Here is a 23582-nt window from a genome sequence, read left to right as displayed (position 1 = left end):
CGGTCCCCGGGACGGCTGCCGACGACCGTCCATCCTGGACCGGGCCGCCCCGATCCGCGACTCTGCGATAGCGTGGCGTGATGGGCCGGCGTTACCGGATACTCCTCGTCTCCAGCAGCGGCGGCGTCCTGCTGGACCTGCTCGCACTGCGCCCCTGGTGGGAGCGGCACGACCCGGTCTGGGTGGCGGTCCGCGCCCCCGACACCGAGGTCGCGCTGGCCGGGCAGCGGGTGCACTGGCAGCCCGAGCTGTCGACGCGCACCCGGCTCCGGGTGGTGCCGGCGACCTGGCGGGCCCTGCGTCTGCTGCGCCGGGAGCGACCCGACGTGGTGGTGTCGGCCGGCACCGGAGTGGCGGTGGGAGTCTTCCTCGCCGCCCGCCTGCTCCGGGTGCCGTCGCTGTGGCTGGAGACGTTCAACATGACCGGGCCCGCCGGGGCCGCCGCCCGGCTCTGTTCCCGGCTCGCCGCCGCGGTGCTGGTCCAGCGGCCCGCCCTGCTGGCCTCCCGGCCCCGCGCGGTGCTCATCGGTGAGCTCTACTGAGCATGGCCCGCGTCCTGGTCACCGTCGGCATGGGTCCGTGGCCGTTCGACCGCCTGGTCGCCGCCGTCGCGCCGCTCTGCGCCGCGCACGACGTGTTCGTCCAGACCGGCACCTCGACCGTGACACCGCCGTGCCCGCACGAGGCGTTCCTACCCCTGGACGACCTGCGGGAGCGGCTGGCCGCCGCCGACGTGGTGATCACCCACGCGGGCAACACCGTCCGGCTGGTCCAGCGCCTCGGCCGGGTGCCGGTCGCGGTGGCCCGGGAGGCCGCACGGGGCGAGATGGGCAACGACCACCAGGTCTCCTACCTGCGCGCGGAGGAGCGCACGGGTCGGGTGGTCGCGGTGTGGGACGTGGCCGACCTGCCGGCCGTGGTGGCCGGGCACCCGGAGCGGCAGCGGCTGTTGCTCGTCGAACGGCCGCTGCCCGACGCGGTCGACGACGAACGGCTTGTCGCCACGCTCGACGCGCTCTGCGCCCGGCTGGTCCGATGAGCCGGGCCGACGAGCGCCGAACCGGGCCGACGAGCCGGGCCGACGAGGCGACCCGGCAGCCGTTCGCCACCCATCCGCTGCGCCGGTACGCGTTCGCCTGGGCGGCGCTCGCCGGTCGCACCGGCCGGCACCTCGACCTGGGCTGCGGTCCCGGTGACTTCCTCGGCACGCTGCACGAGCACGGCACGGTGAGCTGCGAGGGCGCCGACCCGCACCCGGGCTACCTCGCCGGGCTGGCCGCCCGCCACCCGGGCCTGCCACTGCACCGGCTCCGGGTCGGCGGGCCGTTGCCGTTCCCCGACTGTCGCTTCGACTCGGTGAGCCTGCTCGACGTGCTGGAGCACGTGCCGGACGAGGCCGCGCTGCTCGCCGAGACGCACCGGGTGCTCGCCCCCGGCGGGCTGCTGGTGCTGACCGTGCCGCGCCGGCACGTCTTCAGTTTCCTCGACCCGGACAATGCGAAGTTCGACTTCCCCCGGCTGCACCGCCGGATCTACTCGTGGCGGTTCGGGTCGCAGGTGTGGCACAGCCGGTTCGCCGATCTCTCCGACGACCTGCGCGGCGACATGTCGGTCGGCCGGGACCGGCACACCAACTACCGCACCGGGGAGCTGCTCGACCTCCTGCGCGCGGCGGGCTTCGCGCCGACCACGGTCACCGGCGCGAACCTGTTCTGGCGGTGGTTGCAGATCCCGGCGCTGCTCACCGGCGGGTCGCTGCGCCGGCTGTTGGAGCGCGGCATCCACCTCGACGGCCGGCTCTTCCGCTCGGCCAACCTCTTCGTCGTCGCCCGGAAGCGCCCGGACACGCCCGTGCGCGAGACCGACACCGACACCGACCGGAGGTGCCCGTGAGCATGGCCGACACCGCACGGCTGGCCTGGTTCTTCGGCCGGCTCGCGGTCAAGGAACGGGTCGCCCCCCGGCTGCACGTACGACCGCTCGTCGCCGAGCTGTTCCTCACCGACAACTGCAACCTGCGCTGCACGAGCTGCGGCTGCTGGACCACGAACACCAAGGGCGAGTTGTCGACCGAGGAGTGGCGGGACGTCCTGCGGCAACTCGTCGCGCTGCGCATCCACAAGGTCAACTTCACCGGCGGCGAGCCGTTGATCCGGCCGGACGCGCTGGCCCTGATGGCGTACGCCCGCGAGGTGGGCGTACGCCACATGCACCTGAACACCAACGGCATCCGGCTCACCCCGCCCGTCCTCGCCGAGGTGCTCGCCGCGGGCGTACGCAGCTTCAACGTCTCCGTCGACGGGCCGACGGCGTTGGTGCACGACCGGATCCGGGGCCGGCTCGGCGCGTTCGAGACGACCACCCGCCACCTGCGCAACCTGATCGCGGAGCGCGACCGGCTCGGCCTGAAGGTGCGGATGAACTTCACCGTGATGCGGGACAATGTGGACAGCCTGCCCGGCATCGCGGCGCTGGCCCAGGAGCTGGGCGTGACGCTCTATCTCAACCTGGTCACCGACCGGACGTTCCTGTTCCGCACCGACGCGGTCACCGGGCAGACCGACGTGGCCGGCGACCGGCTCGACGCGGCGCTGGCCGAGCTGGAGGCGATGGCCCGGGCCGACCGGCGGTGGCTGCCGCGCTACTCGGAGCTGCGCTACCTGCGCGGGCACTTCGACGACCTGGTGCAACGTGACCTGCCGTGCGCCGAGTCGCAGCTCAAGCTGATGGTGCACTCCCGGGGCGAGATCGGCGGCTGCTGGGCGCACGACCCGACCGCCTCGGTCCGGCAGCGGCCGATCGCCGAGATCGTCGACGCCCCGGAATACCGCGCCGAGCACGCGCGGCTGTTCCGCAAGGAGTGCGTCGGCTGCGGCAGCAACTACAGCCTCAACCTGCGCTGGCGACCCGGCACCTATCTGGCCGACCGGCAGTGGCGGCGCGGGCGGCGCAGCCTTGTCTGAGCCGATGCGCCCGAGCCAGCCGCTGTACGACGCGCTGGCCCCCGGCTACGAGGAGCACTTCGCGGTGCCGCACCGGCGCGCCTACGACGACCTGGCGTGGGAGCGGGTGCGGGCGCTGCTGCCGCCGGACGCGCCGGTGGTGGACGCCGGCTGCGGGGTGGGCCGCTGGGCTCGGCGGTTGCTCGACCTGGGCCACCCGGTGACAGGTGTGGAGCAGGCCCCGGGGATGATCGCCGAGCTGCGCCGCCGCCCGCCAGGTCCCGGTTTCACTCTGGTCGAGGGCTCGATGACGGAGGTGACGCTGCCCGCCACGGCCGGTGCGGTGCTGGCCATGGGTTCCCTGCAGTACACCGCCGATCCCGAGCGGGCGGTCCGGCACCTGGCCGGTTGGTTGCGCCCGGGTGGGGTGCTTGCCGTGCTCGTCGACTCGCTCGTCGGCCTGGTGCTGGAGCTGGTCGGCGCGGGCCGGGGCGAGGAGGCGGTGGACCGGTTGGCCCGGCGTCGGGGTGTGTGGCGGGCCGACGGGCACGCCGCCGACCTGCACCTGCTGGACCGCGCCCGGCTGGAGGCCGCGTTCGCCGCCGCCGGCCTGGTCGAGGTCCGCAGCGCCGGGTTGCTGGTGAGCGCCGGGCCGCTGGGTCGCGCGGGGCTGGCCGCGCGACTCGCCGCCGACCCGGAGGCGCTGCTGGCGCTGGAGCGCCGGCTCGGCGATGACCCGGTCCTCGCCGACGCCGGCAAGCAACTGCTGGTGACCGGCCGCCGCGCCCCGGTCTGAGGCGCGGGCGTCAGTCCAGGCAGCGGCGCAGCGCGGCGACGACCCGTTCGGCCTGCTCCACGGTGAGTTCCGAGGACATGGGCAGGGCCAGCGCCTCGGCGTCCAGCCGGTCGGTCACCGGCAGTGGTTCGCCGCCGCCGAGCGGGCCCCGGTGGATGGCCGCGAAGTAGGGCTTGGTCTGCACACCGAGGGCGGCCAGCTCCGCCGCCACCAGGTCCCGCTCGGCGACCCGGGCCACCCAGTGCACCCAGCAGTGCCGGTCCCCGGGGCGGACCTGCTGGAACTCCACCGGCAGGGCGCGCGCGGCGTCCGCGTACACCTCGGCCACCTCGACCCGTCGGCGGACCAGCGTGTCCAGTTCCGCAAGCTGGTCGACCGCGACGACGGCGTGCAACTCGTTCATCAGCTCCGAGCGGGTCCAGCCGGCGGGCGCGGCGAGCACCGCCTCGGCGGCGTCGGCGGGCAACACCAGGGCGCCGCCGGCCCCACCGGCCGAGACCACCTTGGCGAAACTCATCGAGTACGAGTGGGCGAGCGCCTGCTGCGCCACCGGGCGTCCCTGGTGCAGGCTGCCGAGGGCGGCGGCGGAGTCGGCAAGCAGCGCCACCCCGGCCGCGTCGCAGACCGCACGCAGGGCCGGGTAGTCGCACGGGTTGCCGAAGGTGTCGACGCCGAGCACCACCCGTACGCCGCCGCGCCCGATCGCGGTGGCGACGGCCGCCGGATCGAGCGTCCAGGTCGCGGCGTCCACGTCGGCGAAGCGCAGCGCGTACCCGAGTTGGACCAGGATCTCCGCGGTCGCGGGAAAGGTGTACGACGGCAGCACCGCCACGTCGCCGGGGCGGGCCGGGCCGACGGTGGCGGCCACCATGATCCGCAACGCGGCGGTGCCGGACGCGGTGACAAGGACCCGGTGGTCGTCGTCGAGTTCCAGTTCCTTGCCCAGTCGTTCGGTCAGCTCGCGCGTCCACCGGTTGCCGTGCTTGACCTCGCCGCTGGCGAGCGCCTCCTGCTGGCGGGCGGCCACCAGCTCGGGGTTGGCCGGCGGGGGCGGCACGACCACCGGCAGCGGCGGCCGGAACAGCGGGGTCCGGTCGGCGTCCACCTCGGCGACCAGCGCCGCCAGGTGCGGGCGGAGCGGACCGATCCGGTGGCCGGCGGCGGCCAGCCTGTCGGTGACCACCAGCCCGGAGCTGTCCGGCGTGGAGCGGGGTACGGTCCGCAGCGGCGACGACGAGCCGCACAGGTCCCGGATCCAGGTGGCGAGGTCGGTGAGGGGCACCGGCTCCCCGCCGACGTTCCAGACGCCGGGGCCGATCCCGTCGAGCAGCATCCGGGCGAGCGCGCCGGCGGGCAGGAAGCTGCGGACGGCGTCCGCGGTGACCGGCAGCGGCAACCCCTGGCGGGCCCGGCGGACCAGCCGGGTGGCGACCCGGTGCTGTCCCGCGCCGACCACGTTCGCGAGCCGGAGCACGGTCAGCCGATCGGGGTCGACCGCGCCGGCGACGAGCCGTTCCTGGGCGAGCTTCGCCATCGCGTACGTCCAGCGGCCGGTGGGATCGGCGTCGGCCATGGCGCGGGCCAGCGGGGCGGACCGCCAGGGTGGGCAGGGCGTCCGGGCCAGCTCGCGGGCCCGCGCGCACCAGTCGTCGATCTCCTCGACGGTCCACGCCAGCTCGGGCGCGGTGTCCTCGGTCAGTGGCCCGGCCACCGCGCCGTACACCTCGACGGACGAGGTCAGCACCACCCGCCGGCCGGCGAGGCGGGGCAGCAGCCGGGCGGTGCTGACGGCGTTGTCGAGCGGCAGCGTCCAGGGCCGGCGGGGACGCGGCTCGCTGGCGCCGAGCAGCACCACGACGATGCCGGGCGGCAGCTCGGGCGGGTCGTCGGTGAGCAGGTCCACCGGGATCCAGTCGAGGCCGGCGGCGGTGTGCGCCTCGGCCGGCGGATGGCGGTCCACGGTGGTGACCCGCGCCCCGGCGGCCAGCAATGCCTCGGCGGTGGCGGTGCCGAGGAATCCGGAGCCGCCGACCAGCACGAATTGATCCATGTCTCGTGCCCTCCCCGTGAACGGAGCACAGTATCGCCGAATCCGGCCGCCGGAGGTGTCGGATGTCGGCCCGAGAAAAAGTCAGTCTTGACTGTTTGTTTCCGGGACGGGAGGCTGTCCCCGTGCCCGCCGCACCGACCCGCGTCCCGCAGCAGGAACGCAGCCGCGCCACCCAGGCCCGGCTGCTGGAGGCGACCGTCGAATGCCTGGTGGAGCACGGCTGGTCCGGCACCACCACCACCGTGGTGGCCGCCCGCGCCGGTGTCTCCCGGGGCGCGCAGCTCCACCACTACCCCACCAGGGCCGCGCTCGTCACCGCCGCCGTCGGCCACCTCGCCGAGCGCCGGGCGGTCGAGCTGCGCACCGAGGCGGACGCGCTGCCGCCCGGCCCGCAACGACTGGACCGGGTGATCGACCTACTCGGCGCGGCCTTCACCGGGCCGCTCTTCGTCGCCGCCCTCGAACTCTGGGTCGCCGCCCGCACCGACGCCGAGCTGCGCGGCGCGCTCGTCCCGCTGGAGGCCACGGTGGGCCGGGAGATGCACAGACTCACCGTCGAGCTGCTCGACGTCGACGAACGCCGCCCCGGCGTCCGCGAGGCGGTGCAGGCCACCCTCGACCTGCTTCGCGGGCTGGGCGTGGCAAACCTGCTCAACGACGACTCGACCCGCCGCGCGGCGCTGCTGCACACCTGGAAACGCCAGCTCGCCACGCTCCTCACCCCCGACACCGACGACGGGCCGCACTGATTCGACGCCCCTGACCGGCCCACCCTGCGGAGGCCCCATGGTCGACCTGACCGCACTGCTCGCGGATCTCGCCGCCGAGTCCGACCAGCTCGACGCTCTCGTCAGCGGGTTACCCCCGGAGGGCTGGACCCGATCCACCCCCGCAGCGGGCTGGACCGTCGCGCACCAGATCGCGCACCTGGCCTGGACCGACCACGTGGCCCACCTGGCCGCCACCGACGAGTCGGCGTTCTTCGCCTCGGTCACCGCCGCGCCGGACCTGTCCCGCCTGGTCGAGGACGGCGCCGAGGCGTTCCTCGCTCCGCCTGACGCGCTGCTGACCCGCTGGCGGGACGGCCGGTCCGCGCTCGCGGCGGCCCTGGCCGCCGCCCCGGCCGGCGAGAAGCTGCCCTGGTACGGGACCCGGATGTCGCCCACCTCGATGGCCACCGCCCGGCTCATGGAGACCTGGGCGCACGGCGAGGACGTCGCCGACGCGCTCGGCGTCACCCGCACCCCGACCGCCCGGCTGCGGCACATCGCGTACCTCGGCTTCCGTACCCTCGGGCACGGCTTCGCCGCGCACGGCCGCGCGGTGCCGGCGGACCCGGTCCGGGTCGAGCTGGCCGCGCCCGCCGGCGACGAGGTCTGGGCGTTCGGGCCGGCGGACGCCGCCGACCGGGTGACCGGGCCGGCGCTCGACTTCTGCCTGCTGGTGACGCAGCGGCGGCACCGCGCCGACCTGGCCCTGGTCGCGACCGGTCCGGTCGCCGACGAGTGGCTGGACGTGGCCCAGGCGTTCGCCGGGCCGCCCGGCGACAAGCGGCAGCCGGCGAGCGGGGCGCACCTATGAGCGCGCTGCGGGTCGGCAACGCCTCCGGCTTCTACGGCGACCGGTTCGCCGCCTGGCGGGAGATGCTCGACGGCGGTGAGTTGGACGTGCTGACCGGCGACTACCTGGCCGAGTTGACCATGCTGATCCTCGGCCGGGACCGGATGCGTGACCCGTCGCTCGGCTACGCGAAGACGTTCCTGCGGCAACTGGAGGGCGTGCTCGGCACCGCGCTGGAGCGCGGGGTCACCCTTGTCACGAACGCCGGCGGCCTCAACCCGGGCGGCCTGGCCGACGCGGTCCGGTCGCTCGCCGCGCGGCTCGGCCTCGACGTGCGGGTCGGGTACGTGGAGGGCGACGCGCTCCCCCGACCGGACGCGCTCACCGCGAACGCGTACCTGGGCGCGTTCGGGATCGCGGCCTGCCTCGACGCGGGCGCGGACGTGGTGGTCACCGGGCGGGTCACCGACGCCTCCCTGACGGTGGGGCCGGCGATCGCCCGCTTCGGCTGGACCCGCGACGACCTCGACGCGCTGGCCGGGGCGACAGTCGCCGGGCACCTGATCGAGTGTGGGGCGCAGGTCACCGGCGGCAACTTCAGCTTCTTCACCGAGCTGCCGGACGGCGGGCACCGGCCCGGCTTCCCGATCGCCGAGCTGCACCCGGACGGGTCGTCGGTGCTCACCAAACACCCGGGCACCGGTGGCGCGGTCACCGTCGAGACGGTCACCGCCCAACTGCTGTACGAGGTGGGCGGGCCGGACTATCTCGGGCCGGACGTGGTGACCCGGCTGGACACGGTGCGCCTGGAGCAGGAGGGGCCGGACCGGGTCCGGGTCTCCGGGGTGCGCGGCACGCCGCCGCCGGACACGCTGAAGGTGGGCGTCAACAACCTGGGCGGCTTCCGCAACTCGATGACGTTCGTGCTGTGCGGGCTGGACATCCCGGCCAAGGCGGCCCTGGTCCGGGGCCAGGTGGAGGAGGCGGTCGGCGTCGACGGGCTGGAGTTCACGCTGGCCCGCACCGACCACCCGGACGCCGCCGACACCGAGGCGGCGAGCGCGCTGCTGCACGTACACCTGCGGGACGGCGACCGGGCGCGGGCCGGGCGGGCGTTCTCGACCGCCGCGGTGGAGCTGGCGCTCGCCTCCTACCCGGGCTGCACGTTGACCACGCTGCCCGGCGACGCGACGCCGTACGGCGTGTTCACCGCCGACACCGTCGCGCAGGACGCGGTGGAGCACGTGGCGGTGCTCCCGTCCGGCGAGCGCGTCCCGATCCCGCCGCCGCCCACGACGAAACGATTGGCGGGGCCCCCGCCTCTACCGAATGCGTTAAGCGGGGCCCCCGCCTTACACCTCAGCCGGCGCGGAGCGTTGGGGGAGGTGGTGGGAGCGCGCTCGGGCGACAAGGGTGGGGACGCCAACCTCGGCGTGTGGGCCCGGACGGACGCCACCTGGGACTGGCTGCGCGGCTGGCTCACCGTCGAGCGGCTGGCGGACCTGCTGCCGGAGACGGCGACGCTTGCCGTGGAGCGGTACGAGCTGCCGAACCTGCGCGCGGTCAACTTCGTGATCCGGGGACTGCTGGGGCCGGGCGTGGCCGCGTCCACCCGGTTCGACCCGCAGGCCAAGGCGCTGGGCGAGCTGCTCCGCGCCCGGGTGGTCGACCTGCCGGCGGAGGTGCCGGCATGACCCTCGTGGACACCCCCGAACGACGCCAGCTCCGCGAGCTGACCCGCGCCTTCGTCACCCGGGAGGTGCTGCCCCACCTGGCCGGCTGGGAGCGGGCCGGCGAGGTGCCCCGGTCGTTGCACGAGACCGCCGCGAAGATCGGGCTGCTCGGCGTCGGCTTCCCCGAGTCGGTCGGCGGCAGCGGGGGCGACCTGCTCGACTCGATCGTCGTCACCGAGGAGATCATCCGCTCGGGCGGCTCGTCCGGGCTGGTCGCGGCGCTGTTCACGCACGGCATCGCGCTGCCGCACATCGTCGCCGCCTGCGGCGACACGGCCGGCTCGGGCGCCGGCGGTCCGCAGCACCTCATCGACACCTACGTACGGCCGACGCTGGCCGGCACCATGATCGGCGCGCTGGCGATCACCGAACCGGACGGCGGCTCGGACGTGGCGGCGATCCGCACCTGCGCGGTACGCGACGGCGACCACTACGTGGTGAACGGGTCGAAGACCTACATCACCAGCGGCGTCCGGGCGGACTTCGTGACCACCGCGGTCTGCACCGACTTCCCCGGGTCGGGCTCGCTGAGCCTACTGGTGATCGACAAGGGCACGCCCGGGTTCACCGTGGGCCGTCGGCTGGAGAAGCTGGGCTGGCACTGCTCGGACACCGCCGAGCTGTCCTTCGTCGACGTCCGGGTGCCGGTGACGAACCGGGTCGGGCCGGAGGACACCGCCTTCCTGGCCATCATGCAGCAGTTCGCCACCGAGCGGCTCTCGCTCGCCACGCAGGCGTACGCGACCGCGCAGCGCTGCGTCGACCTGGCGGTGCGGTGGTGCCGGGACCGCTCCACGTTCGGCCGCCCGCTCGCCGGCCGGCAGCTCGTCCGGCACCGGCTGGCCGAGATGCACACCCGCGCCGAGGCGGCCCGGGCGTACGTGCACGAGGTCGCGGAGCGCGTCGCCGCGGGGCAGCCGGTGGTGACCGAGGTGGCGATGGCGAAAAACGTGGCGGTGGCTGCCTGCGACCACGTGGTCGACGCCGCGCTGCAACTGCACGGCGGGTTCGGCTACCTGCGCGACGCCGAGGTGGAACGGCACTACCGGGACGCCCGGATCCTCGGCATCGGCGGCGGCACCACCGAGATCATGAACGAGATCATCGCGAAGGGCATGGGCCTGTGACCGTTCTCCAGAGCACGATCGACCCGTCGGCGCCGGCGTTCGCGGCCAACCGGGAGGCGCTGCGGGAACGCCTCGCCGAACTGGAGGCGGCGCTCGACCAGGCGCGGGCCGGCGGCGGCGAGAAGTACGTGACCCGGCACCACAAGCGCGGCAAGCTGCTCCCCCGGGAACGAATCGAGTTGCTGCTCGACCCGGACAGCCCGTTCCTGGAGCTGTCGCCGGCGGCCGCGTACGGCACCGACTTCCCGGTGGGCGCCAGCACCGTGACCGGCATCGGCGTGGTCGAGGGCGTGGAGTGCCTGATCGTGGCGAACGACCCGACGGTACGCGGCGGCGCGGTCAACCCGTGGTCGCTGGCGAAGACCCGGCGGGCGGGTGAGATCGCGCTCGCGAACCGGCTGCCGATGGTGAACCTGGTCGAGTCGGCCGGCGCGGACCTGCCCAGCCAGGCGGAGATCTTCATTCCCGGCGGGCGGGTGTTCCGCGACCTGACCCGGCTCTCCAAGGCGAAGATCCCCACGGTGAGCGTGGTCTTCGGCAACGCCACTGCCGGCGGCGCGTACGTGCCCGGCATGTCCGACTTCACCATCATGATCCGGGACCGGTCGCAGGTCTACCTGGCCGGACCGCCGCTGGTGAAGATGGCCACCGGCGAGGTCACCGACGACGAGTCACTCGGCGGCGCGGCGATGCACGCCACCACGTCCGGCCTGGCCGACTTCCTCGCCGAGGACGAACGGGACGGGATCCGGCTGGCCCGCCAGTGCGTACGCCGGCTCAACTGGCGCAAGCACGGCCCGCCGCCGCGCACCTTGTCCCCGCTGCCACCCCGGTACGACCCGGAGGAGCTGCTCGGCCTCGCCAGCGCCGACCTGAAGGTACCGTTCGACCCGCGCGAGGTCCTCGCCCGGGTGCTCGACGACAGCGCGTTCGACGAGTTCAAGCCCGGCTACGGCACCGCGCTGGTGACCGGTTGGGGCGAGCTGCACGGCTGGCCGGTCGGCGTGCTGGCGAACGCCCGGGGCGTGTTGTTCAGCGAGGAGGCGCAGAAGGCGACCCAGTTCATCCAGCTCGCCAACGCGGCCGACACTCCGCTCGTCTTCCTCCAGAACACCACCGGCTACATGGTCGGCACCGAGTACGAGCAGCGCGGCATCATCAAGCACGGCGCGCTGATGATCAACGCGGTGTCGAACTCGACGGTGCCGCACCTGACCGTCAACCTGGGCGCCTCCTACGGCGCCGGCAACTACGGCATGTGCGGTCGGGCGTACGAGCCGAGGTTCCTGTTCACCTGGCCGAACGCGAAGTCGGCGGTGATGGGGCCGGCGCAGTTGGCCGGCGTGCTGTCGATCGTCGCCCGGCAGGCAGCCGCCGCCCGGGGCCGCGACTACGACGAGGACTCCGACGCGGCCATGCGGATGATGGTCGAGCAGCAGATCGAGTCGCAGTCGGGGGCGCTTTTCCTCTCCGGCCGGCTCTACGACGACGGGGTGATCGACCCCCGCGACACCCGTACCGTCCTCGGGCTCTGCCTGTCGGCGATCCACAACGGACCGGTGAGGGGCGCCGACGGCTTCGGCGTCTTCCGGATGTGACCTGTGAGCGCGAGGAACGCAGCGAAGCGGAGTCCCGCAGTCGCGAACGAAAGGCAGGCTCAGCGCGAATGATCACGAAGCTTCTCGTGGCGAACCGGGGGGAGATCGCCCGCCGGGTCTTCGCCACCTGCCGGGCGCTCGGCGTGGCGACCGTGGCCGTGCACTCCGACGCGGACGCCGACGCGCCGTTCGTCGCCGAGGCCGACCAGGCGGTCCGGCTCCCGGGGAACACGCCGGTCGAGACGTACCTGCGGATTGACCTGATCCTGGACGCGGCCCGGCGGGCCGGCGCGGACGCGGTCCACCCCGGCTACGGCTTCCTCGCCGAGAACGCCGAGTTCGCCGCCGCGGTGACCGACGCCGGCCTGACGTGGGTGGGTCCGCCGGCCAAGGCGATCGCCGCGATGGGCGACAAGATGGCGGCCAAGGCGCTGCTCGCCGACGCGGGCGTGCCGATGCTGCCCACCTGGACCGACCCCGACCAGGTCACCGCCTTCCCGGTGCTGGTCAAGGCCACCGCGGGCGGTGGCGGCCGGGGCATGCGGATCGTCCGCGACGCCGCCGGGCTGGCCGAGGCCGTCGCGGGGGCGCGCCGCGAGGCGGCGTCGGCGTTCGGCGACGGCACGGTCTTCATCGAGCGGTACGTCGAACGCGGCCGGCACGTCGAGGTGCAGATCTTCGGCGACACCCACGGCACGGTGATGGCGCTCGGGGTACGCGACTGCTCGATCCAGCGCCGGCACCAGAAGATCGTCGAGGAGGCGCCGGGGGTGCTGCCCGACGGGGTGCGGGCGCGCCTGCACGAGGCGGCGGTGGCGGCCGGGCGGGCGGTCGACTACGTGGGCGCGGGGACTGTGGAGTTCCTGCTCGCGCCGGACGGGCAGGTGCACTTCCTGGAGATGAACACCCGCCTCCAGGTGGAACACCCGGTCACCGAGCTGACCACCGGGCTGGACCTGGTCCGGCTGCAACTGCTCGTGGCCGAGGGCGAGCCGCTGCCGGTCCCGGCCACGCCGCCCGCCGAGGGGCACGCGATCGAGGTGCGGCTCTGCGCCGAGGAACCGGCCGAGGGCTTCCGCCCGGCGACCGGCACGCTGCACCGGTTCGCGATCCCCGGGGTGGCCGCCGAGTTCGGGCCGGCGCGCGGGCTGCGCCTGGACTCGGGCGTGGTGGACGGCTCGACGGTGAGCGTGCACTACGACTCGATGCTCGCGAAGCTTGTCGCCTGGGCGCCCACCCGTGCCGAGGCGGCCCGCGCCCTGGCCGGCGCGCTGACCCGGGCCGAGTTGCACGGCGTGGCCACCAACCGGGATCTGCTGGTGCGCGTGCTGCGCAGCCCGGAGTTCACCGCCGCCGACGTGGACACCGGCTTCCTGGACCGGCACCCCGAGGTCTTCGCCCCGCTGCTGCCGCCGGACCAGCTTCCGGTGGCCGCGCTGGCGGCGGCGCTGGCGGGTGCGGCAGCGCGCCGGGCCGCCGCACCGGTGCTGGCGGGCCTGCCGTCCGGCTGGCGCAACGTCCCCGCCCTCCCCCAGCTCACCCGCTTCACCACCATCGAGATCAGCTACCGCCTCACCCGCACCGGCGCCCTCGCCGAGTGGGAAAGGCGGGGGCCCCTTTTAACGGATTCGGTAGAGGAAGGGGCCCCTATTAACACCGGAGCCGGCGAGCCCGGCGAGCCGCAGGCGCCGGTGGAGCTGGTGAGCGCCGCGCCGGACCGGGTGGTGCTCGACGTCGACGGGGTGCGGCGCGCGTTCCGCGTACACCGGGTGGGGTCGTCGGTCTTCGTGGACGGCCCGGACGGGGCGGCGAGCCTCACCGAGCTGCCACGGCTGCCCCCGCCCACCGTGGCGCTGGCGGCCGGGTCGCTGCTCGCGCCGCTGCCCGGCGCGGTGACCCGGGTGCACGTCGAGGTCGGCCAGCGGGTCGCCGCCGGTGACCTGCTACTGACGCTGGAAGCGATGAAGCTCGAACATCAGGTGCTCGCCCCGGCCGCCGGCGTGGTGGCGGGGCTGCCGGTGCCGCCCGGCGGCCAGGTGGAGACGGGCGCCGTGCTGGCCGTGGTCGACCCCGAGGAGGACCCGCAGTGAACTTCGACCTCACCGACGAGCAGGACCAGCTCCGCGACGCCGTCCGGGCGCTGGGCCGCAGGTACGGCCACTCCTACTTCGTGTCGAAAGCCAAAGCCGGCGAACACACCACCGAGCTGTGGCACGAGGCCGGTCGGCTCGGCTACCTCGGCGTCAACATCCCCACCGAGTACGGCGGTGGCGGCGGCGGCATCACCGAGCTGGCGCTTGTCTGCGAGGAGCTGGCCGCGGCGGGCTGCCCGCTGCTGCTGCTCGTGGTCTCCCCCGCCATCGCCGCCACGGTGATCCACAAGCATGGTACGGAGGAGCAGCGCAAGCGGCACCTGCCCGGCCTCGCCGACGGCTCCCAGAAGATCGTCTTCGCGATCACCGAACCGGACGCCGGCTCGAACTTCCACCGGCTCGGCACGGTGGCCCGCCGCGACGGCGACGACTGGCTGCTCACCGGCCGCAAGGTCTACATCTCCGGCGTGGACGAGGCCGATCACGTGCTGGTGGTGGCCCGGACCGAAGACTCCGCCACCGGAAAGCTCAAGCCGGCGTTGTTCATCGTGCCGACCGACGCTCTGGGGCTGGAGAAGTCGAAGCTGGACATGGAGATCCTGTCCCCGGAGAACCAGTTCCTGCTCTACCTGGACGACGTCCGGCTGCCCGCCGACGCGCTCGTCGGCGAGTCGCTCGATGCCGGCCTGCCGGCGCTGTTCGCCGGCCTCAACCCGGAACGCATCACGGTGGCCGCGATGGGCGCCGGCACCGGCCGCTACGCCATCGAGAAGGCGTCCGACTACACCGCCACCCGCAAGGTCTGGGGCGGCCGGTCGATCGGCTCCCACCAGGGCGTCGCGCACCCGCTCGCGCACGCGGCCGTGCAGGTCGAGCTGGCCCGCCTGATGATCCACAAGGCGGCCACGCTCTACGACGCCGGCCGCGACCTGGAGGCCGGCGTCGCCGGCAACATGGCCAAGTACGCGGCCGGCGAGGCCGCCGCGCTCGCCGTGGACACCGCCGTCCAGGCGCTCGGCGGGGCCGGCATGACCACGGAGTACGGGGTGGCGACGCTGCTCGGCGCGGTGCGGGCCGGCCGGATCGCCCCGGTGAGCCGCGAGATGATCCTCAACTTCGTCGCCCAGCACGTCCTCGGCCAGGACAAGTCCTACTGACCGGCGATTATCCGGTCGACGCCCGTCGCGAGAGGTGGGGAGACTGTCGGGGTGTGGGCGGATCCGGTGGAGCGGGCGGGTGAGCGGCTGTACGCCGTGTTCGCCGGGCATCCGATGCCGTCCGATATGGCAGCGTGCGAGCACTGCGTGGACCCGGCGGACGTCGACCGGTTCCGGCGTACGCCGCTGCGCGCGCTGACGCCGGAACAACTCGGCAGCTACCTGTCCAACCCGGGCACCTGGGGTGACGGGAGCGAGCTGCCGCACCTGGCACCCCGGCTGCTGACCGCCTACGCCGCCGGCGAGATGGTCGACCACTCCTGGCCGGACACGCTGGCCCGCCGGATCGCCCGACACTGGGCGGGCTGGACGCCGGCCGAGCGGGACGCCGTCGGGGACTTCTTCCGCGCCTGGTGGCGGTGGACGCTGACGTCTTGGCCGTCCACGTACCCGGCGGAGGACCTGCTGAACGCGGTGGCCGAGCTGAGGTTGGGCCTCGACCCGTACCTGGCGGACTTCGCGGAGCTGACGGGCGAGGCGCCCCTCCGCCACCTCGCGGACACCGTGCGATGGTCGGCGCCGGAGGAGCCGGCGAGAGGCGAGATGGAGCGTTGGTGGGCCTCCGAGACCCCGACGGACCTGCTGTGGGCAGCCGCGGTGGCCCACGCGGGAACCCGCCTCGGCGACGAGTTGGTCGAAGCAGCCAACTCGGCCGACCTGCTCCGCAAGACGCGCTGACCCGGCGCAGGCTCGGCGCAGATCTGACCGGTAAACAGACTCAGCTTGCACCCGTTTGGCCGTCTTGATGCCCCCGGTGCTCGGGAGACGTCGGTAGGCCGGGCGCCAGTTCGGTGATGTGGCGGTATCCGACCACCGGCGATGCCACCACTTCACCGAACTGGTGTTGATCATGGCCAAACGATCACCGCCCGCGCTTCCTCGCACGAGACCCGGCCGGAGAGCAGGCCACCGTGCGGCCGGTTGCCCGTTTTCACGCCTGCGCGGCGTCCCGACGAGACCAGGTACTTGGAAGCAAACGGCCCCCAGAGGGGCCCCCTCCGCTTCCAAGATCTGCGCGGAGGACGCTTCAGGCGTCGAAGGTGCCCGATTTGAGGCCCTGGACGAAGCCGGTCCAACTGGGGGACGTGAAGGCCAACGTCGGGCCCTGGCGGTCCTTGCTGTCGCGGACCATGACGACCTGGGGCGGGGTGGCAACCTCGACGCAGTTTCCCTCGTTGCTACGCGTGCTCTTCTTCCAGATGAGGCTGGTCATGCCTGGTCCTCCGCGATCGATGCGATGAGTTTGCGGGACTGCGCTTCGGTGAGCGCCAGCTTCTCCATGGCGGCCCACGCCTCCCCGTAGGTGGTCACCTCGCCTGGCTTGTCGAGGTAGAGCGCGCCGGTCAGGCTGTCGGAGTAGACGAGCGACGGCTCTGTTCCGCCCTCGAAGTCGAGGATGGTGAATGTACCGCTGGTCATGTTGCCTCGGTGCAGGCCGGCAACCAAGGGGATCAGCCGGAGCGCGATATTGGGCTGCCTGCCGACAGTGACCAGACGTTGGAGCTGCTCCCGATCCACGTCCCGCCGTAGGACCGCCTCGTCGAGCAGCACGTCGAACTGGGGCGCACGCGGCGCGACTCGGGTCAGCAGCGCCTGACGACCGAGGCGCAGAGCCACGCGGCGTTCGATTTCTCCCTGACCCATGTCCGGTCGGGCTGTTTCCAGGACCCGGGTGGCGTATGACTCGGTCTGCAACAGGCCGGGGACGAGTTGCGCCTCGTAGGTGCGGAGGCGAGCGGCGGCGGCTTCCAGCCCGACGTACAGCTCGAACCACTCGGGGATGGCGTCACCGTAGGAGTGCCACCAGCCGCGCCCTTTCGTCTCCTTGGCGAGGCCCATCAGCGCCTCGGTCAGATCCGGTGACGCTCGGTAAATTCTGCACATCGCCTCCACGTCGAGCGAGCGCATCGACGTCGCGCCGGTCTCGATGCGCCAGATCTTCGGCGTGGACCACTCAAGCGCGTCGGCTGCCGCCTTGACCGTCATGCGCGCTTCCTCGCGGAGCTTCCGCAGGTACCGCCCGAGTTGTCGTCTCGGGACGGTCGATCCGGCATCCGTCGTCATTGATCATTCCTCCTCCGCGACTACATACCGGGCGAAAGCTCCGCTCGATATGTAACACCTGTCGGCCACACTGAGCAATCGAATGCGTCGATGTGAAATGCGTTCGGCCGTTTCATTCAAGATGTAATATTGCACATCTCATCCGGTGAGCGAACGATGACCCTGGGTGTGGTGGTCGGATGACCGTGCGTGGCCCGGCCACCGCGCCCCTCACCTGAGGAGGGGCGGATGACCAGGCACGTCAGCTACGCGGAATACGTGCTCGCGCTGGCCGAGGAGCTGGCGCGCAAGCACCGTCCGGTGTGGTCGCTACGCCGGGCCAGGCGGATGTGCTCGTGCGGTTCGCCGCTGCCCTGCCGGGTCAAGCAGCGCGTCCTGGTCAACCGGGGACACTGGTGACCGCGCCCGATCCGGTCCTGCCGGCACGGGCGCGGCCGGCGTGAAGGCCGGTGACCTGCTCCACGTGACGCGCGCCGCCAGCCCGCAGTTCGTCCGGCCGATCGTCTTTCGGCTGATTCGCGAACTCGACTGGACCACCTGCGACGGATGGGTCTGGTTGGACGGCTACCAGGTCGACGAGCGCGGCGACGCGACCGCCCGCCGCTCCATCTTCGTCCGCAGAGCCGCACTCCGCCCCGCGACCAGTCGTTCCCTCCAGATCTTGGTACAGATCCGCCCTTGCGGGGGCGGATCTGTACCAAGATCCAAGAAATAGCGCGAGCTCAGGCGATGGGGAGCTTGTCGAACTTCTCCCACGCGCCGATGGTGGTGCGGTTGGCGATCAGCGGCTTGTTGCCCGCGCTGTCCGCCGACACGTACCCGCCGTTGACCGTCGCCCGCAGGCTGATCGTGCCGTCCGCGTTGTCGCGGATGGTGAACGTCTCCCACGCGCCGACGGTGGCGCGGTTGGCGATCAGCGGCTTGTTGCCCGCGCTGTCCGCCGACACGTACTTACCGTTCACCCGGGCGCGCAGCGCGACCAGGCCGCCTCCGGCGTCGACGAGGTCGAACTGCTCCCACGCGCCCACACTGTCGCGGTTGGCGATCAGCGGCTTGTTGCCGGCGCTGTCCGCCGACACGATCTTGTTGTTGGCTCGGGCGCGGAACGCCACCGGAGCGGCGGCCACCGGCGCTCCGGTGAGCTGGGTGAGCGTCGGGTAGTCCCCGTTGAACACGTTCTGGCTGTAGTTGCCCGGCTTGCTGGCGTCACCGGGGGCGTACTGCCAGATGGTCTCCGTCGTCCAGCCGGCCGGCAGCGCCGGCCGGGTGGCGGTGTAGCCGGCGATGTCCAGCGGGTGGTTGCCGAAGGAGGCGTCGTTGCCGGTGCACGGGTTCCAGTAGTTGGCGTTCGTGTAGATCATCACCGGCCGACCGAAGCGGGCCTGGAGCTGGTCGGTGAAGGCGCGGAGCCAGGCCGACGTCTCGGCGGGGGTCAGGCCGTAGCAGGTGGGCGCGCCGTCCCAGTACGGCCACTCCACGTCGACCATCGGCACGAGCGTCTGGGCGTCCTTGGCGAACCGCGCCTTGTCGGCGAAGAAGTTGGCCTCGACGATCGGGTTGCGACCGTCCGGCCGGGTGAAGTGGTAGGCGCCGACGAGCAGCCCGGCGGCCTTCGCGGCGGCGTAGTCCTCGGCGAAGTAGGGGTTGAGGTAGGTCTCCCCCTCGGTCGCCTTGACGTAGGCGAACTTGTAGCCTTGGGCCGCCAGCGCCGGCCAGTCGATCGGGCCGAGGTTGTGGTCGTGACTGGCGACGTCCACACCCTGGATGGTGTATCCGGCCGGGACGGCGGCTTTCGCCGAGACGGAGCTGACCCGCGCGCCCGGCTTGACGCCGGCGTGTGCCCGGCCGTCTCCGTCGGGGGTGGCGCCGGCCGCACCGGCGGGCGCGGTGGCGCCCAGCGCCGCGCCGAGCACCAGCCCGGCGGCGGCCAACGTCGAGATCCATCGTCGTGACATGGGGCCTGACTCTAATCCGCGCAGTGGTCGCGCGTTGCCCCGTGATCGACGTCGTGGGCCCGGGGTACGACGGGTGCCCGATCACCCGTCGTACCCCGGGGGTCCTCAGCGGACGGTGAGCGTGCCCGCCGCGGGCCGTGGACCGGCCACCGGCGGCAGCCGCTTCGGCTCGCCGCGGCCGGGCAGTCCAGCGCGGGCCAGCTCGCTCTTGGACGCGTACACCCGCTTCGCCGTCGAAAGGTCCGCGAACGGCTGGGTGTCACCGACGCAGACCGTGCCCTCGTCCGGCAACGCACCGCTGATCAGGTACGCGTCGATCCGGCTGGTCACGCACGCCGAGGTGCCGTACGCGGTGTGCCCCCAACTGTCGCTGCTGAGCAGCCGGCTGTTCGGCAGCAGCGCGGCCGAGCCGACCGCGCCCTGGTAGTTGGTCGCCGGGTCCCAGTAGTCGCCGACCACGAGCAGCGGGGCGGCGGTGGTGCGGTTGAACGGGCCGGTCCAGGCGTCCTCGTCGCGTACCGTCCAGGTGTCGCGGGCGCACGGCGAGGTGGTCCAGGCCCAGGCCCGCCCGAAGTACGGCGCGCGCTGGTCCTCCCGGGCCGCCAGCGCCGGCCAGGCGTCCGCGCTCTTCGGGTGGTACGCGTCGGTGCAGGCCACGGTCAGGAACGTCTCCTGCGCGTTGTCGTACGGGAAGTCGTACCCCGGCGCGGCGCGGGCGGCGAGCGCCCGGCGGGCGGTCGCGCCGGCGGCCCTCGACGCGCCCGGGGCGGTCGCGGCCAGCAGCTCGGCCGTCAGCTCGACGATGTCTTCCCAGCCGTACGGGTAATAGAGCGCGTTGAGCGTGGCGCCGATGAAGTCGGCGTAGCTGATGGTGTACGAGCCGACCACCAGCGGCTTGACGCGCAGCCGCTTCGCCACCGTGTCGAACGCGGCGGCGGGGTGGTCGCCAAGCGCGCATCCTCCGGAGCGGGCCACCTGGGAGCACCGGAGCAGGATCTCGTTCAACGCCCGGTAGGCGCCGTCGGCGCTGCGCAGCCGGGTCTCCTGCATCTGGTTGCGGGCCTGCCCCCGGCCGGCCCAGGCGTTCGGGTCGAGCACGCCGTCGACGGCGATCGTCCGGAACCGGTCCGGGAACATGTTGGCGTAGTACTGGCCCAGCGCGGTGCCGTAGCTGAAGCCCAGGTAGCTGAGCTTCCGGTCGCCGACCGCCCGGCGCAGCACCTCCATGTCGCGGGCCACCTCGGCGGTGGAGGCCGCGCCGGTCAGCGGTCTGCCGGTGGTCGAGCATCCGCGGCCGACCCGTTTCGAGGCGGCGACGTACGCCTTCTCCTCGGCCTTCGTCCAGGGGAAGGGGACGTTCAACCCGGCGTACGCTCGGGTCTGGTCCTTCACCGATCGAAAGCACCTGATGTTCTCACTGGCCGCCGCGCCGCGCGGGTCGACGCCGACGACGTCGAAGCGGTCGAGCAGGTCGTCGCCGAGGTAGTAGGGCGCGGCGAGCGCGAAGTCGGTGCCGGACACGCCCGGGCCGCCCGGGTTGACGAAGAGGCTGCCGATCCGGTGCTGCTGGTCGCGGGCCCGGACCCGGAGCAACGCGACCTCGGTGGTGGCGCCCTTCGGGTGGTCGTAGTCAAGCGGCAGCCGGACGCTGGTGCACTGGGCGTAGTCGTAGCAGGCGTACCAGTCGAGCCGGGGCGTCGGGACGCGGTCCACCCGGCGCGCCTCGGCCGCGCTGGTGCGGTCGTACGGCGGCGGCTGCGGGGTGGCCGCGGCGGGCGCGACGGCCGATCCGGCGAGGACGATTCCGGCGATCCCGGTGGCGGCGAGGGACCGGACTGCACGTGGCATCTGGTTGCCTTCCGATGGGGGACAGTTCCGTCGAGGCGCTCCCGACTGGTCACTCTGGGGAGCGACAAATACCCACTGTGTGCCCGACGCGTCGGCCGACGCGGCAAAAGGCCACGTCATGTAACGACTTTGTCTCGATCGACACCTTTCGGGATCCGATATGGAGCAGCCCGGTGACGGGAAGACGTCTCGGGCCAGCGGTTGACAGGTCGACCCGCTGGGCCATGCTTGTCGGGTGAGTTCGTACCGGAAGTCCGATGCGCGGGTGAAGGCCGTCATCGCGTCCCTGGCGACGGTGGCGGCGCTGGCGACGCTCGTGGTGTGGCGACCACCGGGCATCCTGTCGGTCGTCCTGGCCCTGACCTGCGTCGTGCTCGGCATGATCGCCGGGGTGACGATCACCACGGTCCGGCAGTCCGGCGGCGCGGGCGAGCCCCCGCCGGCCGAGACGTGGCCGCGCCCCGACCCCGGACACGGGTACGGAGTGGACGCCGACACGCTTGAGGCGATCGACCCGCGCGCGGTGCGGAACCTGCGGACCCCGGCCGCCCATCCGGTCGACGCGGACACGCTGGAGACGCTCGACCCGAGGTCGGTGCGGCAGCAGCAGCGCGCCGGGAACGGGCTCAGCGACCGGTGAGGGTGGGGCCGGCGAGCGCGTTCACGCCCTGCCCGGCCAGGCAGCGATAGGTCCGGTCGGGTTCGGTGTCGGGGGGAGGCAGCACTTCCAGGTGCCACCCACTCGCGCGCTCGACGCCGCTGACCAGCCGGAACGTGCCGACGTTGCACACCTTGCGGACGGCCGGGTCGGCGGCGACCGCCCGGTACGCCGCCCCGGCGAGCCCGACGGGCAGGTCACCGGCGGCGTAGGTCTCCCAGGTGTGCTGGCCGTCGCACGGCACCCGGCTCGCCTCGGCCCGGTCGCGGCGCAACCGCACCGGGCCGTAGCACTCCAATTCGGGCGCGCAGCGTGCGCCGGCCGGAAGTCGAACGGCGGCGGACGCGCATCCGGGCGACGGAGCCGCCTCGGCCACGCCTGTGGTCGCCGGTGTCGGCGACACCGCCCGCGGTGGGCCGCCGGCCAGCCAGGCGCCCGCGCCGGCCGAGGCGGCGAGCGCGAGCACCCCGGCCCCGCCGAGGAACCAGCGCTTCGGCCAGCGCCGGCTCCGCGTCGGCATGGTCGGGTGGTCGTCCTCGACGGGCGGTCGCGGGCTCGGCCCGCCGGGACGGCCGTACGGGCCGCCGCCGTGCACGCCGCCGCCCGGGTCGAGCGGAAGCGCGGCGAGCATGCCGCGAAGCTCGACGGCGGAGGGGCGCTCACCCGGATCGTTCGACATGCCCAGGCGGAGCACGTCGATCAGTTCGTCGGGCACCCCGGGCAGGCCGGGGATCGGTTGCTGGAACATCTCCAGCACGGTGACCAGGCTCGGGTTGCGCTCGGACTGCCAGCGCGGCGGGCGTCCGTGCATGACCGCGTAGAGCGTGGCGCAGAGCGCGTAGACGTCGACGGCCGGGCTGGGCGGGCTGTGGCTGAACATCTCCGGCGGCGCGTAAGCCGGGGTGAGCACCTCGAGCGTGACCGAGGCGTCGCGCACCTCGGCGAGCACCGCCAGGCCGAAGTCGGCGAGCACCGCCGAGTTGAACTCGGAGTGCAGGATGTTCGCCGGTTTGACGTCGCGGTGCAGGACGCCTGCCGCGTGCGAGTGGGCCAGCGCGTCGGCGATCTTCACGCCGAGGTCGCGGGTCTCCAGCGGGCCCAGCGGCGAGGTGCGCATCCGCTCCGCGTACGAGCCGTCGCACAGTTCCATGATCAGGTAGGGGTGCTGGTCGACGGTGACCCCGACGTCGAAGAGGTCGACCACGTGCGGGTGCGACGACATCCGGCCGGCCGCGCGGGCCTCCCGCAGGAAGCGGGCCTGGTCGCGCTCGCTGTCGAGCGTCCGGTTCTCGACCTTGACGGCGACCTCACGCCCGACCGAGATCTGGGTGGCCCGGTAGACGGTGGCGTAACCACCGCGGGCAAACACCTCCAGATCGGTCAGGCCGGGCACGATGGGCAGCCGCAGGGCGCCGGGCGGGGTCTCGGTCACGGCTCGAAAATACCCAACGGTCCCGGTCGGTCAGCGCGCCGCGTCGGAGGCCGGCGCCGGGACGGACCCGGCCGACCCGGTCGGTCGCACCGATCGACGGGCGTCCCACCACAGGCCGGCGGCGGTGGCGAGCGCGCCCAGCCCCTCCCACGCGGCCACCCCGAAGAACCGGCCCGGTGCCACGTCGGCGAGCACCGCGATGGTGAACACGGTGAACGTGACAAGTCGGAACCAGACCGTGAAGCGGTAGAACGGCCGCCACTCGGTGGCGACCGCGAGCAGGTAGTAGACGCCCATGTTGAACGAGGCCATCGAGGACGCGGTGAGGAACGTCCCGGTGTAGTCGCCCGGGCCACGTTCGGCCGGCACCTCGAAGCCGAGCAGGCGTAGCTGCGTCTCCGGCCAGATCAGACCCAGCGCGCCGAGGAGCAGCGCGAGGAGCCCGAACACCGCGATCGTCCAGCCGGCGCCGGAGCGCGGCAGCCTCATCGTTCCTCCCCCAGCGGCGA

At 73.2% G+C, this 23582-nt stretch carries 23 protein-coding genes; 16 read left to right on the top strand and 7 right to left on the bottom strand.

What is annotated here, in order from left to right:
* Positions 1-80 precede the first annotated feature (80 nt).
* The 5 genes from O7602_RS00380 to O7602_RS00360 are packed head-to-tail and all read left to right on the top strand — an operon-like array spanning position 81 to position 3738.
* Positions 81-542 carry a glycosyltransferase gene (locus O7602_RS00380; RefSeq protein WP_281586259.1) on the top strand — a complete coding sequence of 154 codons (462 nt, stop codon included), beginning with the start codon at positions 81-83 and terminating at the stop codon, positions 540-542.
* A 2-nt stretch (positions 543-544) separates the two neighbouring features.
* On the top strand, positions 545-1039 hold the full coding sequence (locus O7602_RS00375; RefSeq protein ID WP_281586257.1) for a hypothetical protein: 495 nt from the start codon (positions 545-547) through the stop codon (positions 1037-1039).
* Positions 1036-1893: a methyltransferase domain-containing protein gene (locus tag O7602_RS00370; RefSeq protein WP_281586255.1), complete on the top strand. Its 858-nt coding sequence runs from the start codon at positions 1036-1038 to the stop codon at positions 1891-1893. The genes O7602_RS00375 and O7602_RS00370 overlap by 4 nt, the downstream gene beginning before the upstream one ends.
* 2 nt (positions 1894-1895) lie before the next feature.
* Positions 1896-2963 (top strand): radical SAM protein, encoded by a 1068-nt coding sequence (locus tag O7602_RS00365; protein WP_281586253.1) that lies wholly within the window; start codon positions 1896-1898, stop codon positions 2961-2963.
* A gap of 4 nt (positions 2964-2967) precedes the next feature.
* A complete protein-coding gene (locus O7602_RS00360; RefSeq protein ID WP_281586251.1) occupies positions 2968-3738 on the top strand; it encodes a class I SAM-dependent methyltransferase in 771 nt (256 codons plus the stop codon).
* Between the two features lie 10 nt (positions 3739-3748).
* On the opposite strand, the gene O7602_RS00355 is transcribed toward O7602_RS00360, so the two are convergent.
* Complete coding sequence (locus tag O7602_RS00355; protein WP_281586249.1) at positions 3749-5788, bottom strand: aminotransferase class I/II-fold pyridoxal phosphate-dependent enzyme; 2040 nt, start codon at positions 5786-5788, stop codon at positions 3749-3751.
* Between the two features lie 122 nt (positions 5789-5910).
* On the opposite strand from O7602_RS00355, the gene O7602_RS00350 reads away from it, so the two are divergent.
* The 8 genes from O7602_RS00350 (at position 5911) to O7602_RS00315 (ending at position 15794) form a co-directional block, all read left to right on the top strand.
* Positions 5911-6537: a TetR/AcrR family transcriptional regulator gene (locus O7602_RS00350; RefSeq protein WP_281586247.1), complete on the top strand. Its 627-nt coding sequence runs from the start codon at positions 5911-5913 to the stop codon at positions 6535-6537.
* 37 nt (positions 6538-6574) lie between these two features.
* A complete protein-coding gene (locus tag O7602_RS00345) occupies positions 6575-7369 on the top strand; it encodes a TIGR03084 family metal-binding protein (RefSeq protein WP_281586246.1) in 795 nt (264 codons plus the stop codon).
* Complete coding sequence (locus O7602_RS00340; protein WP_281586244.1) at positions 7366-9042, top strand: acyclic terpene utilization AtuA family protein; 1677 nt, start codon at positions 7366-7368, stop codon at positions 9040-9042. The genes O7602_RS00345 and O7602_RS00340 overlap by 4 nt, the downstream gene beginning before the upstream one ends.
* Complete coding sequence (locus O7602_RS00335) at positions 9039-10208, top strand: acyl-CoA dehydrogenase family protein (protein ID WP_281586242.1); 1170 nt, start codon at positions 9039-9041, stop codon at positions 10206-10208. The genes O7602_RS00340 and O7602_RS00335 overlap by 4 nt, the downstream gene beginning before the upstream one ends.
* A complete protein-coding gene (locus O7602_RS00330) occupies positions 10205-11806 on the top strand; it encodes a carboxyl transferase domain-containing protein (protein WP_281586240.1) in 1602 nt (533 codons plus the stop codon). Before O7602_RS00335 ends, O7602_RS00330 begins: the two co-directional genes overlap by 4 nt.
* 68 nt (positions 11807-11874) lie before the next feature.
* Positions 11875-13896 carry a biotin carboxylase N-terminal domain-containing protein gene (locus O7602_RS00325; protein WP_281586238.1) on the top strand — a complete coding sequence of 674 codons (2022 nt, stop codon included), beginning with the start codon at positions 11875-11877 and terminating at the stop codon, positions 13894-13896.
* Positions 13893-15056, top strand: a complete 1164-nt coding sequence (locus O7602_RS00320; protein ID WP_281586236.1) for an acyl-CoA dehydrogenase — start codon at positions 13893-13895, stop codon at positions 15054-15056. Before O7602_RS00325 ends, O7602_RS00320 begins: the two co-directional genes overlap by 4 nt.
* A 51-nt stretch (positions 15057-15107) precedes the next feature.
* Positions 15108-15794: a hypothetical protein gene (locus O7602_RS00315; RefSeq protein WP_281586234.1), complete on the top strand. Its 687-nt coding sequence runs from the start codon at positions 15108-15110 to the stop codon at positions 15792-15794.
* 349 nt (positions 15795-16143) lie between these two features.
* On the opposite strand, the gene O7602_RS00310 is transcribed toward O7602_RS00315, so the two are convergent.
* Positions 16144-16329 carry a DUF397 domain-containing protein gene (locus O7602_RS00310; RefSeq protein WP_281586232.1) on the bottom strand — a complete coding sequence of 62 codons (186 nt, stop codon included), beginning with the start codon at positions 16327-16329 and terminating at the stop codon, positions 16144-16146.
* On the bottom strand, positions 16326-17180 hold the full coding sequence (locus O7602_RS00305; protein WP_281586230.1) for a helix-turn-helix transcriptional regulator: 855 nt from the start codon (positions 17178-17180) through the stop codon (positions 16326-16328). Before O7602_RS00305 ends, O7602_RS00310 begins: the two co-directional genes overlap by 4 nt.
* Before the next feature lie 228 nt (positions 17181-17408).
* Here O7602_RS00305 and O7602_RS00300 point away from each other — a divergent pair, with 228 nt between their 5' ends.
* Together O7602_RS00300 and O7602_RS00295 are read left to right on the top strand one after the other, a co-directional pair.
* Positions 17409-17579 (top strand): hypothetical protein, encoded by a 171-nt coding sequence (locus O7602_RS00300; protein ID WP_281586228.1) that lies wholly within the window; start codon positions 17409-17411, stop codon positions 17577-17579.
* A 40-nt stretch (positions 17580-17619) separates the two neighbouring features.
* Positions 17620-17895, top strand: coding sequence for a hypothetical protein (locus tag O7602_RS00295; protein WP_281586226.1), 276 nt, complete (start codon positions 17620-17622; stop codon positions 17893-17895).
* A 7-nt stretch (positions 17896-17902) separates the two neighbouring features.
* On the opposite strand, the gene O7602_RS00290 is transcribed toward O7602_RS00295, so the two are convergent.
* Positions 17903-19135: a GH25 family lysozyme gene (locus tag O7602_RS00290; RefSeq protein ID WP_281586224.1), complete on the bottom strand. Its 1233-nt coding sequence runs from the start codon at positions 19133-19135 to the stop codon at positions 17903-17905.
* 105 nt (positions 19136-19240) lie between these two features.
* Positions 19241-20983 carry an alpha/beta fold hydrolase gene (locus O7602_RS00285; RefSeq protein WP_281586222.1) on the bottom strand — a complete coding sequence of 581 codons (1743 nt, stop codon included), beginning with the start codon at positions 20981-20983 and terminating at the stop codon, positions 19241-19243.
* 235 nt (positions 20984-21218) lie between these two features.
* Between O7602_RS00285 and O7602_RS00280 the strand changes: the two genes are divergently transcribed.
* The gene (locus O7602_RS00280) at positions 21219-21623 is read left to right on the top strand and encodes a hypothetical protein (RefSeq protein ID WP_281586221.1); all 405 of its coding nucleotides are present in this window, start codon (positions 21219-21221) and stop codon (positions 21621-21623) included.
* Here the strand turns inward: O7602_RS00280 and O7602_RS00275 are convergent.
* The gene (locus O7602_RS00275; protein WP_281586219.1) at positions 21610-23073 is read right to left on the bottom strand and encodes a serine/threonine-protein kinase; all 1464 of its coding nucleotides are present in this window, start codon (positions 23071-23073) and stop codon (positions 21610-21612) included. The genes O7602_RS00280 and O7602_RS00275 overlap by 14 nt on opposite strands.
* Before the next feature lie 30 nt (positions 23074-23103).
* Positions 23104-23562 (bottom strand): hypothetical protein, encoded by a 459-nt coding sequence (locus O7602_RS00270; protein WP_281586217.1) that lies wholly within the window; start codon positions 23560-23562, stop codon positions 23104-23106.
* Positions 23563-23582 lie beyond the last annotated feature (20 nt).

Origin of the sequence: Micromonospora sp. WMMD1128 (genome assembly GCF_027497235.1) — a bacterium.
Taxonomy (GTDB): domain Bacteria; phylum Actinomycetota; class Actinomycetes; order Mycobacteriales; family Micromonosporaceae; genus Micromonospora.
Note: the sequence above shows the minus strand (reverse complement) of the source record. Positions and strands in the feature narration are given on the sequence as shown.